Raw genomic sequence first — 14,873 nt, 5'->3', positions numbered from 1 at the left:
TTGCTTGTCAATTTGCAGCAGGCGGGTGATCTTCATCCAGTCGCGGAACAGACAGCGTGAAACGTGAGCCTTTACCTGCTTCGCTTTCAATGCTGATCTCTCCCCCGTGCTCTCGGATAATTTTCTGGCTGACTGCCAGGCCAATTCCGGTCCCTCTGGCGCCCTTGGTTGATTCGAACAGATTGAATATTTTATTGATCTGATCCTGGGGAATTCCCGGACCGTTGTCCGAAACCATGATCAGGATCTGGTCAGCTTTGCGCAGGTAGGTAGTTTCGAGCAGGACCATGCCATTTTCAGAGCCTTCTACGGCATCAATCGCATTGATCACAATATTTAAAATCGCACGATGAATCCCTTCGTGATCATAAACGGATTCTGGTAGATCTTCATCCGGTTCGCATTTGAGCTGCACACCGCATTCCTCAGCACGCGCCTGCATCAATTCGAAAATGTCATTGACGGGGGTGTTGATCGAACCAGGTTCGAGAGCCGGTTTGCGCTCAGTGCTGAAAGTGAGCATATCCATCACCAGGTGATAGATTTTGTTTTGATTCTTCTCAACAATGTTCCAGCCTTTGCGAACCAGGTCCTCTTCGGATTTTTTGAGCCCCATGTCGATCAGATAGCTGCCGCCGCGTACTCCCTGTAGAATGTTTTTGATGTGATGACTCAGGGTGGCGATGGTCTGTCCCATCGCTGCAAAACGTTCTGCCTTCAACATGGCATTCTGGAAACGATAGTTTTCGATCGCCAGTGCAGACTGTCTTCCGATGGCCACCAGGAGTCGCAGGTGCTCCTCGCTGAATTTTTCGACGGCACCATTTTTTAACAGCATTTCGGGATGGGAAGTCGTCGTATCAACATAAATAACCCCCATCAGTTCATGCCGACCCTGCATCGGTACGCACATTGCCTCACGAATACCAGCTTGAAGAATACTGCGCCCCCCTTCAAACCTCTGGTCGCGTTGCGCATCGGAAGTGCGAACCCCCTGTTTTTTATTAAGGACATAATCCACGATACTATGCGACACAGGCATTCGCGGGCCTGTTTTTTTTTCTTCACGGCTACTGTAGATCTGGGGCAGAATTTCACCGGAATGCGGGTCGGTGATCAACATACAGCCTCGGTCTGCTCCCACTGTGTCGATGGTAAGATCAAGAATTCGTTTCAGCAGTTCTTCCTGAGAAATGGTCGGGCTGACGGATGCCTCGGCGACACGGTATAGAGCCTGCAGATCGTTTTGAATTTCGTGTTGCTGTATGACTCCTGAAACATCGGCTGTGTCAAGAACAACTGAATCAAACCGGTGGTTCACTTCATGGGTGATGCTGGACGGGTTCGAATCTTCATTGCTGATCAGGTCGATTTGTTCCGCCATATAACGGGAATCTTCATCCAGTGACTGGCTGGAGAAAAGCAGCAGGCTCCGACCAATCTGGATATGGTCGCCATTATTCAGTTTTGAAGACTTGACTTGAGTACCATTGACCATCGTCCCGTTCGAACTGTTCTGATCAGTAATGGAATAAGCGCCATTTTTAAAAGAAATCAGGGCATGCTGACGCGAGGCTTCGGTATCCAGAATGCGGATTTCATTACGGACTCCCCGCCCTACTCCAGCCGGTTCAGTGCCAAGTTTAAAGCGTGTCCCCAGATCAACGCCCTGGATGACCAGCAACGTCGCTTGGGTAACATCATTTTCTATTAACCGTTTCATGGTATTGTTTCCCAGTCAAAGACTGGATTCCCGCGGAGATGAGGGATTCTCTGTCTGCTAAAATCTGTTGTGCCCGCTGAAGCTGACTCTCTTTTATACTGATTACCGGACTGTTTTGCTTCTGAGTTCATACGAAAAACATGGGGTTTAACGTGAATTATGAATTCATGACGTGCTGGTGGGGAGCAACATCAGAAAGCGATCAGATGTCGTTTCCCGAACAACTGGTGATAGTCTGCTATTGAGACCACGCAATGGTGCACTTGAGGCGAGCAATACATCTGTGATGCTTAAACCCTGCATAGAATCATACCGCAGGCAGGAGTCCTGTTCAAATCCCATCTGCGGAATCAGGGGTGAACCGGCTTGAGAAATTCCCGGGCATCAGTCATTGACAGGAGATTGCTGCAGCAGACTTTCGATGGAGTCAATCAGTTCTGCGTACTGGAAAGGTTGCATCAGGAAACGGGTCGATTGACCAGCACTGGTGATTTTAGGCTTATTGACTGAACCTATGACAACTTTCGGGACCTCGTTCCAACCCGGTTGCGTTGTCGTGGACTCGTTTAGTTCATCATCATGGACAACAACGATGCTGGGGATTTCACGGTTTGATTTCAGGTCGTTTGAATTACGCTGACGTACTCGATTAACACTGCATCCCCGGGGTTCTAGAATTGCCTTCAGGACCTCTTCTGTTTCATTTAAACCGTCAAAAACGACAACACGCTGTCCATTTACCACTGTTTGGGTTCCTTCCCATGTGCACTGTATCCTATGAAGATTTGCACGCAGCCAATTCTTCATTTCAGCAGACTGGAAAGATAGCTCGTTCTAATACTTATGTCAAAATCAGAAACTGGGGCTGCATTTCAGTTTTTTGAAATATGTAAACATTACAATGCGACGCTCAAGGCACGGTCGGTAGTTGGGATTTACCAGTTACCAGGGGCAGGGAAATTCTGATTGAAGATGGGTTCCTGATTAATGTAGTCATCGGCCCGTTTCAGGCTATCCAGTTGCAGTTGTCTTCGTTCGTTACTCAGATCTTCGTCTGTAATACGTTCTCTGATTTCAGCAAGTGGGGCAACATATTTTGGCTGCTTGACCTTCACATCGGTAGGGTAAAAGACACCAGGATCCTTGATCTTATCGCGGGATGAAGCATCCGCGAGCGAAGCATATGCGGTTTCAGGGTAGATTCGCTGATGGTAAGTGCTACTGAAACCAGCGGGTTGATGATAATCGGGGATGGTCCGGCAGCCAGCCTGTGTACAGGCTATAAGAGCCAGGACAGCAAAAAAGCAGTTGCGGTTCGACATCAAATCTTCTCCCGATATGAAAAGCGGCCTTCAAAATATGAAGGCCGCTTTTATTATATCGGTAGTTTAGCGGTAGGATGTCGAACCAAAATTCAGCAAAAACCGCTTTCGACTACTTAACCTTTTGCTGCCGCATAACGCTTGGCAACTTCATCCCAGTTGATGACGTTAAAAAACGCGGAGATGTAATCAGGTCGCTTGTTCTGGTAGTTTAGGTAGTATGCGTGTTCCCAAACGTCGAGACCCAGAATCGGTGTGCGGCCTTCAGACAGCGGAGTGTCCTGGTTGGGAGTGCTTTCTACAACCAACTTTCCACCATCGACAGACAGCCAGGCCCAGCCACTTCCAAATCGGGTGGCAGCTGCATTGGAAAACTGTTCTTTGAAGGCATCAAGGCTGCCGAAGGTTGAGTCGATGTCAGCAGCGAGTTCCCCACTGGGGGCACCGCCACCGCTGGGGGACATTACAGTCCAGAACAGGCTGTGGTTGGCATGTCCGCCGCCATTATTGCGGATGGCACCACGAATATCTTCAGGGACAGCGCTCAGGTCGCTCATCAGGTCTTCGATTGACTTGGCAGCCAGATCGCTATGCCCTTCCAGAGCAGCATTGGCTTTTGAAATATATGCCTGATGATGTTTGGTATGATGAATTTCCATCGTCTTCGCATCAATGTGTGGTTCCAGCGCGTCATAAGCATAGGGTAGATCGGGAAGCGAATAAGACATTCGAGAACTCCTTTTGTTTCCGTGTAAATAGTCTGAGATGTTGGTGACTTTACGTATATTGCCGGGTGTGTCGAACTCATTGAAATGAGGACAATCTAAGCCTGTGCAAATACATCCTCTTTGACCATTGTAGAAGATTAAACCATTCTCACAACCAACAGGCCATGAAGTTTTCATATAGTTATCAGCGGTCACGGGGCTTCCTTCGGGCAGAATAGTTGACCTTAGAGGGCTACGGTCTACAATAAAACCGTGCTGTCAAATTCGATAGAAAACTCCTGATTTTCAAGGATCTGCGATATGGACCGGAAGGCGCTGATTGCTTTACCCGTTTTCAATGAAGAACGCCATGTAGTCGAAGTACTGACCGAAGTGAAAAAGTACGCAGAAGCGATTCTGGTCGTGAATGACGGCTCATCGGATGGAACTGCTGAGATACTGAAGACTGTCCCTGGAATTACTATCATCACCCATCAGGAGAACCGGGGATATGGAGCCGCTTTGAAGAGTGCCTTCGATTACGCGGTGGAGCACCAGGACGAATATGATGTACTGGTGACGATTGACTGTGATGGCCAGCATGAACCCGGCTTGCTTCCCGATTTGGTTCAGCAGATGCGCGATCGATTTGAAAACGATCCCATTGATATCCTCTCCGGGAGTCGCTACCTGAAGTCCTTTAATGGTGACAGTATTCCCCCGGAAGATCGTCGTCAGATCAATGTTGCGGTGACCCGTCGAATTAACGAGCAGCTTGGTTTCGATATTACGGATGCTTTTTGTGGATTGAAAGCATATCGCATAGAGACCTTGTCGCTGTTTAACGTGACAGATCTGGGATACGCAATGCCCCTCCAACTCTGGGTACAGGCTGCAGCCCATACGATGAAGATTGTTGAATTCGCTGTTCCACTGGTTTACCTGGAAGAGGAACGCAGTTTTGGCGGATCACTGGATGATGCGATCAGGCGAAAAGCATACTACGATGAGATACTCGATCGTGAAATGCAGGCAGCAGGCATGACTTGTTGTGCGTCAGAGAATTGTAACGATCATACCGATTCTTATAGTGAGTAAAAGAGAAGACGCGGTTTGTGAGGTGGGGAGAAGAGCACATCAGCCATTTTCCACTTGAAATCAAATCAAAAGGACTCGACATTCAGCTAGAGACTAGTCAAAATAAATCATTCTCATCAGCCCTTACAGTATTACCGAATCTGATATGCATTAGACAGAAGGCTGAGAGATGCGACACAAAAAAGAATTTCGAGAGAGCGTCTCCCTCCTTGAACGATCTGGTCGTGTGCCAGACGCGATATGAACTTGATCAAATTCAGCACTCCATTAAAGCATTGAAATGTCTTCAGTGACTCCATTTCCCTGTCAGAATTCTGATTCCCGATTTGATTCCGGTACGAAGTCAGTCCCGGAGCCTGAATGGGTGAGACAGGATCTGCGGGTGCCAAGATATGATGATGTTGTGTTTGCCCGCCCTGATCTGTCACAGGTCATCGATGACGCACAAGCAAACAGGCGAATGTTTGATAGCTGCTCTCGAGATCGCAGTGGAAAGATCATTTCCAGCCTCAGGACCTGGGCACGACGGGCCGTTCTGGAAGAAGCAGCCCGTTATACCGCCGAGCTGACTGGATCTCCGATTGACCTGCCCGCTGATCTTGATGAGCAATTACTGTTTATTACAGGACACCAGCCGGCGCTGTATCATCCCGGTGTCTGGATCAAAAATCTGTTGATCGGAAAAGCGGCACAACAGATGGCAGGTTTAAGTTTGAATCTGATCGTTGATAACGACCTGGTCAGTTCAACTGCTATCAAAGTACCTCAAGGAACCCGGTCCAACCCCTATTTCTCTGAAGTTTCCTTTGACCAATCAATCAAGAAAAAACCGTGGGAAGAGACAACAATTCAAAATGAAGAATTGTTTCGTACCTTTGCAGATCGAGTCGATGAGACATTGCAGGTCTGGCCTGAGCTTCCTGCCCCCCTGCTCCGGAATATCTGGCCGACAGCAGTAGCTCATATGCAGAAATCTGACCGGCTTGCGGATTGTCTGGCAGCAGCTCGACATATGCAGGAGCAGAGTTGGGGAATTGAAAATCTGGAGCTTCCCATTAGTCGCATGTGTCAGACCGGGCCGTTTTTATGGTTTGCCTGTTATCTCTTTAAAAATGCCCGGTCTTTTCGGTCGACGCATAACGAAGTTCTTGATGAGTACCGAAAAATAAACCGCGTGCGGAGTAAAACACATCCCGTCCCGGAATTATCCGAATCAGATAGCTGGATTGAGTCTCCCTTCTGGATCTGGAGAACGGGAGAGACCCGTCGACATCAGTTATTCGTCAAACGTGACCAGGAGCAGGTTCAACTCTCAAATGGAACGGATATTATTGCCTCACTCCCCATGGGGGAAAACTGTGATTTGTCAGCAGCAATTGAAGTTCTCAAGCAACTGCCTGAGCAGGGGATTCGCCTGCGGACCCGCGCATTGACAACGACTCTTTTCGCCCGGCTGTTCCTGGGAGATTTGTTCGTGCATGGCATTGGTGGCGCGAAATATGATGAAATGACAGATCGGATTTTTACCCGTTTCTTTCATTTGACTCCGCCGCGCTACCTGACTTTGTCAGCCACCCGTTTCCTGCCGTTCAGCCAGCCTTTTGATGTCCAGCACTGCGATGAGACCTGTCTGCAGCGGATTTTGCGGGATCTGGATTTTAATTCCGATCGGCATTTGACCACGGAACAACTGCAAGAGGCCGCGCCGTTAGTTGAGCGAAAGCAGGCTTTGATTCACGCTCAGCAGGCAGCTGAAAAACACGATGACTCAGTGGCGCAGACCGAACGCCGTCGACTGAACCGTCTGCGATTTCGCGAACTTCGGGAAGTTGATACAGCACTGTCTGGGCTGACCCTGCCTCTGCGTGAAAAAATTAATGGTGATCTGGAACTGGTTCATCAACAGATGCAGGCCAACGCGGTGATTCAAAGCCGCGAGATTTCGTTCGTGCTCTACCCGGAGCAGACACTCCGGCAACTGTTCGATAAGCTGGATTTCTCTTAAATCAGCCCTGTTTCTCCGGGTAGCTGACCTCTTTATCTTTCGACGCGAATGATTCGTTCGAACAGAAACTGATGTCGGGAGTTAAACAGACGTCGATATCCCAGCTGTACTGAGATGACGGTACCTAAAGCGGTACCCGATGCGATCAGAAACATGATCACTATCTGATACTTCACTGATTCCAGCGGGCTGGCTCCTGCGAGGATCTGCCCAGTCATCAGGCCAGGCAATGAGACCAGCCCGACGACCATCATCGAATTGATAATGGGGGTCATCCCCGATCTGACTGCATTCTGCAATGCTTCTCTCGCAGCCTCGTTTCGAGTGGCACCCAATGAGAGTCTCAATTCGACTTCAGCTTTACGCATCACAAGTTCTTCACTCAACCGATCCAGACCCAGTGATATTCCATTTAAAGTGTTCCCCAGGATCATTCCCAGGAGGGGGATCAGGTACTGTGCCGGATTTTCTGACCAGCTGTGAGGAGGGATGATGACCGTTAAGGCAAAACCACTCACCAGCCAGGAGCTGACAAAAACAGCGATAATACTGTTAAGCCAGATACCGGGGAAACGTCTTTGCGAACGTTGAACTGCGGTCACGCTGGCAATGAGCGTCATGCTGAACATCAGCAAAAGAATGACGGGCCACCACGACAGTTCAAAAATCCATTCCAGGATCATACCAATGAGCAGCAGTTGAATTACGGTGCGGATCGAAGCCAGCAATAGTCGTTTTTCCAGATCCAAACTCAACCAGAAAGAGATGAATCCATTGACCAACACCAGCAGTGTAGCCAGAAAGATATTGAGAGGGGTCAAGTCATACATCTGCGCTTCCTGATCAGAATGCTTTGGGATGGACAGGACAACACAGTCCCTGGTTAGCCGGAATTCGTTTGGAACCGGTTTCATCTTTTAAAGCGGAAACCTTAACATAATCTGCATTTACCATCAATTTGAGTGAACAATGAATTCTCAAGACCTTAACTTTGTATTCATCACCAGCGAATAAAAGCTTGGTAAGATCCGCCTCAACAATGAAAGAAGATCAAAACAGAAAACACCACAGTCAGAGCTGTGACAGCCAGGAAGCGAACCGCCAATATCGCGGAGTAATGTCATTAAGGAGGATGATATGATCGTGTCCCAGAATCAGCCCGCTGCAACAGTATCTCGAAAGATTCGAACGATTTTTGTCAGCGATGTGCATCTGGGATGTATGCATTCGAGAGCAGATGAGTTTCTGGAATTTCTGAATTCCCACCACCCTGAGTCTCTCTATCTGGTAGGCGATCTGATTGATGGCTGGAAATTGCGCAAGAAATGGCGCTGGCCACAAATCTACAATGAAATCTTTGACCGGGTGGAAGAGCTCAGTCGCAAAGGGACCGAGGTTTTCTATACGCCTGGAAATCACGATAATTTTTTACGTGATTTCGGCAAGCGATTTGGTTTCGTATCACTCTCTGATGAATTCGTGCATCAGACTGCAGATGGAAGGCGTTTCCTGATTACGCACGGCGACCAGTTCGATAAATTTGAAACGGGAGCCCAATGGTTATCCGTGCTGGCATCTTTTGCCTATGACGTCTTATTGACCGCGAACACCTTATTCAATCGGCTCATGAATCGTCAGGGACAGACTAAGTTTGCCCTTTCTTCGGCTGTTAAATCTCAGGTGAAGCACCTGATGCGGTTTATCAGCGATTATGAAAGAAAGCTGGCTGATCACGCTCGGTTGAAACGGTGCGAGGGAATCATCTGTGGTCATATTCATGCCCCCAACATTCTCGATATTGACGGTGTTAACTACTGCAATACAGGTGACTGGGTGGAACATTGCAGCGCCTTGATCGAGTACAGTGACGGCGAACTGGAAATCGTGTTTTTTGATCAGGAGATTGAACCTGTCCAGAAACCTGTTCCTCAAGTCCGTCCCGAAAGAATCAGGCAAGACGCTTTTGTGGAAGCTGAGGTGCCTGGCCTCATCAGTCGTTTCTGGAAAAAATGTCATCCTCTGAAACTGATCCGTCGCTGATCAGTTTTTTTATAATTTCACCGGAGCAAGTTTATGATTTCTGAACGAATCAGCAGCAAGAGCTTTCAAATCGTGCATCAGGGCAATCTGGTTTATAATACCTGCTGGGAAGATCCTCGTCTCGATCGCGCAGCCCTGAAGCTGGGGCCCAATGATGAAGTTCTGGTAATTACGTCTGCTGGCTGTAACGCGTTAGATTATTTATTGGACGAACCTCGACGGGTGCACGCCGTGGATGTGAATTCTAAGCAGAATGCACTTCTGGAATTGAAGCTGGCAGCGATTCGTAACCTTGATTATGAAGAGTTTTTTGATCTGTTTGGTCGTGGGTACTCGAACGACTGGCAGAAGTTATACTCACAGAATCTACGTGCGGACTTATCACTGACCGCACAAAAGTACTGGGACCGACATGGGAAGTTTTTTACCGGCGAGGGGAAACGGTCCAGTTTCTATTTTCGCGGTTCCTCCGGGTTGTTCGCCTGGTTTGTGAACTGCTACATCGACCGCGTCGCCAAAATTCGTGATGATATTAATTCGCTGCTGGCAGCTCGCGATGTCTCAGAACAAAGCTCGATTTATCAGTCCCGGAATCTGAACGAACTGCTCTGGACCAGGATGATCAAATGGTGGATGCGGCGGGATCTGACATTGTCCATGCTGGGAGTGCCCCGCCCGCAACGTACGCAGATCGATCAATGTTACGCAGGCGGAATTGTTCAGTTTGTCATTGATCGCATCGAAACTGTTTTTACCAGTCGTTCACTGCAGGATAACTATTTCTGGCGCGTTTATTTAACGGGAAGTTATGACCATGATTGCTGTCCCGAATATCTTAAGCCACATAATTTCGAACGACTCAAAGCGGGACTGATTGATCGATTGACCGTGAATACTAATACGGTGGAAGGGTTTCTGCAGCAGCACCCCGGGACAATATCCCGCTATATCCTGTTAGACCATATGGATTGGATGGCCGGTGCGCAACCTCAATTATTGCAAAGTGAGTGGCAGGCGATCCTCGATAAGGCGGCTCCAGACAGCAGGGTACTCTGGCGGAGTGCAGGTATGCAGGTCGAATTTGTTGATCCCATTTCAGTGCAGCATCAGGGACAACAACGGGAAGTCGGCGAGTTGCTGAAGTACCAGAATCAGCTTGCATCTGAACTGCATGGTCAGGACCGGGTGAATACTTATGGCAGTTTCTATATTGCAGATTTATTGGTCTGATTCGCTTGGACTCTAAGGAACCATCGTCATTTTTCAGGGAAATAACAATTGATGAGTTATTTGAGTGCGCGATTGAAAGATGTCAAAACTGTGTGGCAACTGCTGGCCTCCCGCATTGATGGACAGACTCACGCTGAGAGACTCAATTCATTTTACCAGGGGCAGGCAGCCGGATACGACCAGTTTCGTAAACGCCTGCTGCATGGACGCTGTGAGCTGTTTGAAAGTCTGCCTGTAACTGAAGGAGGAGTCTGGATCGATCTGGGGACTGGGACTGGCGAAAATGCAGAATTATGGGGGCAGCGAATTCATCAGTTTCAAAGTGCCTATCTCGTTGACCTCTGCCAGCCTTTGCTGGATGTCTGTGCGCAACGCATTTCTGATCGGGGCTGGTCGAATGTGACAGCGGTCTGTCATGATGCGACGACCTTTACTCCTCCGGAATCGCATGTAGATCTAGTGACCTTTTCCTATTCACTAACCATGATTCCAGACTGGTTTCAGGCTGTGAACCATGCCTGGGATCTTCTACGACCAGGCGGTATGCTGGGGATTGTCGATTTCTACGTCGCCAGAAAATTTCCTCAGGCCAACCTGCAGTTCCATGGCTGGTTTCAACGAAATTTCTGGCCGGTCTGGTTCGCAGGAGACAATGTGTTTCTGAATTCCGATCACCTGCCCTATCTGCTGGATCGCTTTGATTCGATTTCTCTCAAGGAATCTCAGGGAAGCCTGCCTTTTCTTCCGCTGATAAAAGTCCCATTTTATTCGTTGATTGCGAAAAAACCGCTCTAAGCAACTCATGCTCTGGTTGTGTCTTTTGTAAATTCAATTCTGCTATTCGCTCCCGCTACTGACTTCTGGTCCTCTGCCCTAATCTGTTATGATTAATTGATCCGGATATCGTAGTTGAGTCAGTGTGTTATCGGAGAGAAGCAGGATGTTGATCGAGGCACTTCAGAATAAATCGTTATATAAGCACCCCGTGGAATCGTTCCGGGTACTGGAAACCCATATTTCCTGGGTGCTGCTGACTGGTCCTTATGCATATAAACTGAAAAAACCGGTTAACCTGGGCTTTGTTGATTTCTCGACATTGGAACTGCGTGAAAAATACTGTTACGAAGAACTTCGGCTAAATCGAAGGCTGGCACCTGAACTCTACCTTGAAGTGATCCCGGTGACTGGTTCAGAAGAGATGCCTGAACTCAATGGGAATGGAGAGGTTATCGATTTCGCAGTTCAGATGGTGCAGTTTCCACAAGACTGCCTGTTGAGTGATGCAATCAGGAAGCATGAATTAACGGCGGAGCATATCAATCAACTGGCGGAAGAGGTTGCTGAATTCCATGCCAATGTAGCCATTGCCGGTGCTGACCTGGAGTGGGGGGCGCCTGAAAAAGTGCTCGCACCGGTAGAAGAAAATTTTCGGCATGTGAATGAGTTGTTTACTTCAGATGACTCGGTACAGGAACTGCTCGATTTGATTCGTATTGAAAATGAACGCTGTTTTCAGGAATCTTATACTCTGTTCAAGCAGCGTAAGTCGCAGGGGTATATCCGGGAGTGTCACGGCGATATGCATCTGGGAAATATGATTCTGAGTGAACGGGGAGTGACCCTCTTTGACTGCCTGGAATTCAATGCGGGATTACGCTGGATAGATGTGATGAGCGAAGTCGCCTTTGTCGTAATGGATCTGGAAGACCGGGGCAGAGCCGATTTTGCCATGCAGTTTCTGAACCGTTATCTGGAGCTGACGGGAGATTATGAAGGCATGCCACTCTTAAGGTTTTATCTTTCATATCGAGCAATGGTCCGTGCGAAAGTTGCCGCGATCAGATTGAGCCAGCCACGAATCTCAGACTCGGTCGCTGCGGAAGTACGCGAAGAATTCCAGTCATATCTGAAACTTGCCAAAAACTATGTCTTGAAAACAGAGCCCAAACTGCTGTTGACACATGGAGTTTCAGGCAGTGGTAAGTCGTATGGCAGCGAACTCCTGCTGGCTGGAATGTCTGCGATTCGAATTCGTTCTGATGTCGAACGCAAACGTTTGCAAAACGAACGACAGATTCCGGATTCAGACCTGTACTCTGAAGAGACAACCCGGCTTGTTTATGAACGGTTGTGCTGTTTAACGGAGATCATTCTGTCAGCAGGCTGGACCGTTATTGTTGATGCCACAACGCTCAAAGCCTGGCAGCGTGCTTTGTTTCGCGACCTGTCAGAAAAACTGCAAATACCGTTTCAGCTGGTGGTCTTTTCAGCAAGTCGAGAAAAGTTGGAATCCCGAATCAGGCAGCGGGAGCGGAATGGAAATGATCCGTCTGATGCTACAATAGAAGTGCTTCAACTGCAATTGGACGAATTAGATCCATTGGGTGAGGATGAGCTTAAACAGTCAGTCGCCATTCCCGAAGATCAGGAATGGACGACTGGCTTTCTGGGTCAACGACTGCAAGATGCAGCCGATAGTTCATCGCCGTGAGTTGATTTTGAGTGACTTCAGGCAGATTCTGCGATCCACGTTTTTGCTGCATCCAGATCGGTGATATTGAAATATTTGATTTTTGCCTTTGTGAATGGTTTACAGAACGTGGCCATTCCTTCTTCCCATTTACTGTCGCCCACAATTGCCAGACGTGCGATATCTTTGAAATGTTTGATATCAAACTTTGTATCTTCCCAGAGCGCGCCCATCGTCCAGCCATGGAAGTCTTGCAGAACAACCAGCATATGTAATGCACCATGCTGTTGAATTAATGTTTCAATGCTGGGGGTGAAATTGTGATAATCTTCTTTAACCAGTTTTCCAGACAGTTGTAATTCCACGTAGTTTTGATCGGCGTGGTGTAAAATTTCAATTGGCATCGATTGTCTCCTTATTCATTGTGAGAGATTCTCTAACAGGAATCATTCCGTTTTGCTTCAATCCCAGAGCTCACAGATCCAACTCAATCTGAGTGAACTGTGTGTGTCTATTATAAGCCGGTCAGAATATGAACATAATTGATTAGAGGTTCGTTTCCAGACAGTTTCACAAATTTTCAGCAGATCTTCATCCAGAATCTAAGCGATATCACTCTTCTGGATTGACATTCTTCGAGACCTGGCCTGCAGGAAATAGCATGACTTTATCAGCCAGTCTCTGAGCCTGACTGCGATCATGGGTGATCCAGACAAATGCCGGAGATTCTTCTGAAGATTCGAGCCACTGTAGAATGATCGATTCGAACTGCTGCGTGGTTTCTGGATCCAGACCAGAAGTCGGTTCATCCAGCAGCAAAACCTGGGGAGACAGAATCAGGGCACGTAGTAATGCAACGATTTGTCCTTCTCCACCAGATAGAGAGGTCGACTTTTTTTTGAGAAAGGATTCAGGTCTGCCAAATGATTCCAGAAAGCTCCGAATGTAGTCCGGATTATGGTCTTTGTGCTGATTGACCTGGAACTGAAAGGCGAATTTCAGATTCGATTCCACCGTACCTTCGATTAAAACCGGTCGTTGCTGAAGATAGACAACCCGGCTGCGATATTCCGGGAGTTGTTTATCTCTTACCGGCTCATCATGAAACAGGATACTGCCTTCCTGGATCTCATCCAGCATCGCCAGTGACCGCAGAAAAACAGACTTTCCCGATCCCGTCGGGCCTGAGATGGCAATCTGGTCGCCTGGGTAAACACTCAGTGACAGTTTTCGAATCAACCATTGACCGTCTGAAGTCTGCCGTCCGATCTGACGTGCTTCCAGCAGGCATTGAACAGAAGATGGTGTGTCTGTCATCAGACAAGCTGCTCCATTTCGATCTGATCGAAAAATGCCTGTACGTTGGTTTTAGACAATCGGGCGGGTAATAGTTTGGTCAGATTATCGGCTGCCGCTGCCATACCCCAGCGAATAGCGTCAGGCACGTTGCGACCATCGTGAATTCCACAGGCAATGCCTGCTGCCAGACTGTCTCCGCAGCCGATGGGATTTACAGCTTCTGCTGCCGCCGGAGTGAAGCGATAGACCTGTTCTTGGGATGTCGCCCATAAAGCATCTTTTCCCTGTGAGATGACCACCCAGGTTGCCCCTCTCTGATTGATTTCCTGCATCCCTTTGATCATCTGATCGGTGTTGGAAAGAGAGCGGGCCAGTGTCTGCTCCAGTTCTTCCAGGTTAGGTTTCACCAGAAAGGGATTTTGAGTTAATGCGGCTTCCAGCTCTGGTCCCCGTGCATCAAGTATCACGGGGCACTCTGTATCTGCCAGCAGGTCATGGTACAGAGTTGCAGGGGCACCTGCAGGCAGAGATCCCGTCAATATCGCCACTTTGGCTGAAGAGATCTGCTTGCGGTATTCATCCGCGAAGGCAGACACTTCTGCTGCTGAAACAGTGGTTGCGTTTTCCACCAGTTCGGTCGTCTGCCCCGTTGATCGATCCAGCACAGTCGTACAAATTCGTGTCGGGTTCTGTTGATCCAGAATACGACAGGGAACCTGAAGCTGCATCAGGTCCGTCTCGATCAAACTCCTGGTATATCCTCCCGCTGAAAATATCGTTTCGCAGGGAATGCCCAGATGACGGATCGCGATCCCCACATTGATCACTTTGCCGGAGGCGGACCAGTGAGCCGACTGACAACGATTGACCTCGCCGATCTCAAGGGAATCCACTTCCAGAATCTGCTGCCAGGCCGGACTCAAGCCGGCTGCGATGATCATGACCAATTTCTTTCTACAGTGATAAAGTACAAACGAGC

At 48.4% G+C, this 14,873-nt stretch carries 14 protein-coding genes; 6 read left to right on the top strand and 8 right to left on the bottom strand.

From position 1 onward, the window contains the following. Positions 1 to 7: 7 nt before the first annotated feature. The 4 genes from ACN0YH_RS04660 to ACN0YH_RS04645 form a co-directional block, all read right to left on the bottom strand. Positions 8 to 1,723: an ATP-binding protein gene (locus ACN0YH_RS04660; protein WP_417378395.1), complete on the bottom strand. Its 1,716-nt coding sequence runs from the start codon at positions 1,721 to 1,723 to the stop codon at positions 8 to 10. Between the two features lie 384 nt (positions 1,724 to 2,107). Then, a complete protein-coding gene (locus tag ACN0YH_RS04655; RefSeq protein WP_417378394.1) occupies positions 2,108 to 2,467 on the bottom strand; it encodes a hypothetical protein in 360 nt (119 codons plus the stop codon). Positions 2,468 to 2,658: 191 nt separating this feature from the next. Further along, a complete protein-coding gene (locus tag ACN0YH_RS04650) occupies positions 2,659 to 3,045 on the bottom strand; it encodes a hypothetical protein (protein ID WP_417378393.1) in 387 nt (128 codons plus the stop codon). A gap of 116 nt (positions 3,046 to 3,161) precedes the next feature. After that, the gene (locus ACN0YH_RS04645) at positions 3,162 to 3,773 is read right to left on the bottom strand and encodes a superoxide dismutase (RefSeq protein ID WP_417378392.1); all 612 of its coding nucleotides are present in this window, start codon (positions 3,771 to 3,773) and stop codon (positions 3,162 to 3,164) included. Between the two features lie 300 nt (positions 3,774 to 4,073). Here ACN0YH_RS04645 and ACN0YH_RS04640 point away from each other — a divergent pair, with 300 nt between their 5' ends. After that, the gene (locus ACN0YH_RS04640; RefSeq protein ID WP_417378391.1) at positions 4,074 to 4,850 is read left to right on the top strand and encodes a glycosyltransferase family 2 protein; all 777 of its coding nucleotides are present in this window, start codon (positions 4,074 to 4,076) and stop codon (positions 4,848 to 4,850) included. Between the two features lie 382 nt (positions 4,851 to 5,232). Continuing rightward, positions 5,233 to 6,855, top strand: coding sequence for a hypothetical protein (locus ACN0YH_RS04635; RefSeq protein WP_417378390.1), 1,623 nt, complete (start codon positions 5,233 to 5,235; stop codon positions 6,853 to 6,855). A gap of 32 nt (positions 6,856 to 6,887) precedes the next feature. Here ACN0YH_RS04635 and ACN0YH_RS04630 read toward each other — a convergent pair whose 3' ends face one another. Then, positions 6,888 to 7,685, bottom strand: a complete 798-nt coding sequence (locus ACN0YH_RS04630; protein WP_417378389.1) for an ABC transporter permease — start codon at positions 7,683 to 7,685, stop codon at positions 6,888 to 6,890. Positions 7,686 to 7,992: 307 nt separating this feature from the next. Between ACN0YH_RS04630 and ACN0YH_RS04625 the strand changes: the two genes are divergently transcribed. The 4 genes from ACN0YH_RS04625 to ACN0YH_RS04610 all read left to right on the top strand — a co-directional run bounded on the left by ACN0YH_RS04625 (position 7,993) and on the right by ACN0YH_RS04610 (position 12,616). Next, complete coding sequence (locus tag ACN0YH_RS04625) at positions 7,993 to 8,895, top strand: UDP-2,3-diacylglucosamine diphosphatase (protein ID WP_417378388.1); 903 nt, start codon at positions 7,993 to 7,995, stop codon at positions 8,893 to 8,895. 33 nt (positions 8,896 to 8,928) lie between these two features. Further along, positions 8,929 to 10,125 carry a DUF3419 family protein gene (locus ACN0YH_RS04620; protein WP_417378387.1) on the top strand — a complete coding sequence of 399 codons (1,197 nt, stop codon included), beginning with the start codon at positions 8,929 to 8,931 and terminating at the stop codon, positions 10,123 to 10,125. Between the two features lie 51 nt (positions 10,126 to 10,176). After that, positions 10,177 to 10,920, top strand: a complete 744-nt coding sequence (locus tag ACN0YH_RS04615; protein WP_417378386.1) for a class I SAM-dependent methyltransferase — start codon at positions 10,177 to 10,179, stop codon at positions 10,918 to 10,920. 145 nt (positions 10,921 to 11,065) lie between these two features. Continuing rightward, a complete protein-coding gene (locus ACN0YH_RS04610; protein WP_417378385.1) occupies positions 11,066 to 12,616 on the top strand; it encodes an AAA family ATPase in 1,551 nt (516 codons plus the stop codon). A 17-nt stretch (positions 12,617 to 12,633) separates the two neighbouring features. On the opposite strand, the gene ACN0YH_RS04605 is transcribed toward ACN0YH_RS04610, so the two are convergent. The 3 genes from ACN0YH_RS04605 to ACN0YH_RS04595 form a co-directional block, all read right to left on the bottom strand. Continuing rightward, positions 12,634 to 12,999, bottom strand: coding sequence for an STAS/SEC14 domain-containing protein (locus tag ACN0YH_RS04605; protein WP_417378384.1), 366 nt, complete (start codon positions 12,997 to 12,999; stop codon positions 12,634 to 12,636). A gap of 208 nt (positions 13,000 to 13,207) precedes the next feature. Then, a complete protein-coding gene (locus ACN0YH_RS04600; protein ID WP_417378383.1) occupies positions 13,208 to 13,912 on the bottom strand; it encodes an ABC transporter ATP-binding protein in 705 nt (234 codons plus the stop codon). Beyond that, complete coding sequence (locus ACN0YH_RS04595) at positions 13,912 to 14,835, bottom strand: 1-phosphofructokinase family hexose kinase (RefSeq protein ID WP_417378382.1); 924 nt, start codon at positions 14,833 to 14,835, stop codon at positions 13,912 to 13,914. The genes ACN0YH_RS04600 and ACN0YH_RS04595 overlap by 1 nt, the downstream gene beginning before the upstream one ends. Between the last annotated feature and the right edge of the window lie 38 nt (positions 14,836 to 14,873).

The organism is Gimesia sp. (assembly GCF_048262075.1).
Classification (GTDB): Bacteria; Planctomycetota; Planctomycetia; order Planctomycetales; family Planctomycetaceae; genus Gimesia.
This window is presented reverse-complemented; position numbering and strand designations above follow the sequence as displayed.

What these genes read in the sequence shown, in the direction of transcription:
- ACN0YH_RS04660 (WP_417378395.1), bottom strand. Translation starts at nt 1,723, where the DNA reads ATGAAACGGTTAATAGAAAATGATGTTACCCAAGCGACGTTGCTGGTC.
- ACN0YH_RS04650 (WP_417378393.1), bottom strand. Translation starts at nt 3,045, where the DNA reads ATGTCGAACCGCAACTGCTTTTTTGCTGTCCTGGCTCTTATAGCCTGT.
- ACN0YH_RS04645 (WP_417378392.1), bottom strand. Translation starts at nt 3,773, where the DNA reads ATGTCTTATTCGCTTCCCGATCTACCCTATGCTTATGACGCGCTGGAA.
- ACN0YH_RS04640 (WP_417378391.1), top strand. Translation starts at nt 4,074, where the DNA reads ATGGACCGGAAGGCGCTGATTGCTTTACCCGTTTTCAATGAAGAACGC.
- ACN0YH_RS04630 (WP_417378389.1), bottom strand. Translation starts at nt 7,685, where the DNA reads ATGTATGACTTGACCCCTCTCAATATCTTTCTGGCTACACTGCTGGTG.
- ACN0YH_RS04625 (WP_417378388.1), top strand. Translation starts at nt 7,993, where the DNA reads ATGATCGTGTCCCAGAATCAGCCCGCTGCAACAGTATCTCGAAAGATT.
- ACN0YH_RS04620 (WP_417378387.1), top strand. Translation starts at nt 8,929, where the DNA reads ATGATTTCTGAACGAATCAGCAGCAAGAGCTTTCAAATCGTGCATCAG.
- ACN0YH_RS04615 (WP_417378386.1), top strand. Translation starts at nt 10,177, where the DNA reads ATGAGTTATTTGAGTGCGCGATTGAAAGATGTCAAAACTGTGTGGCAA.
- ACN0YH_RS04610 (WP_417378385.1), top strand. Translation starts at nt 11,066, where the DNA reads ATGTTGATCGAGGCACTTCAGAATAAATCGTTATATAAGCACCCCGTG.
- ACN0YH_RS04605 (WP_417378384.1), bottom strand. Translation starts at nt 12,999, where the DNA reads ATGCCAATTGAAATTTTACACCACGCCGATCAAAACTACGTGGAATTA.
- ACN0YH_RS04600 (WP_417378383.1), bottom strand. Translation starts at nt 13,912, where the DNA reads ATGACAGACACACCATCTTCTGTTCAATGCCTGCTGGAAGCACGTCAG.
- ACN0YH_RS04595 (WP_417378382.1), bottom strand. Translation starts at nt 14,835, where the DNA reads ATGATCATCGCAGCCGGCTTGAGTCCGGCCTGGCAGCAGATTCTGGAA.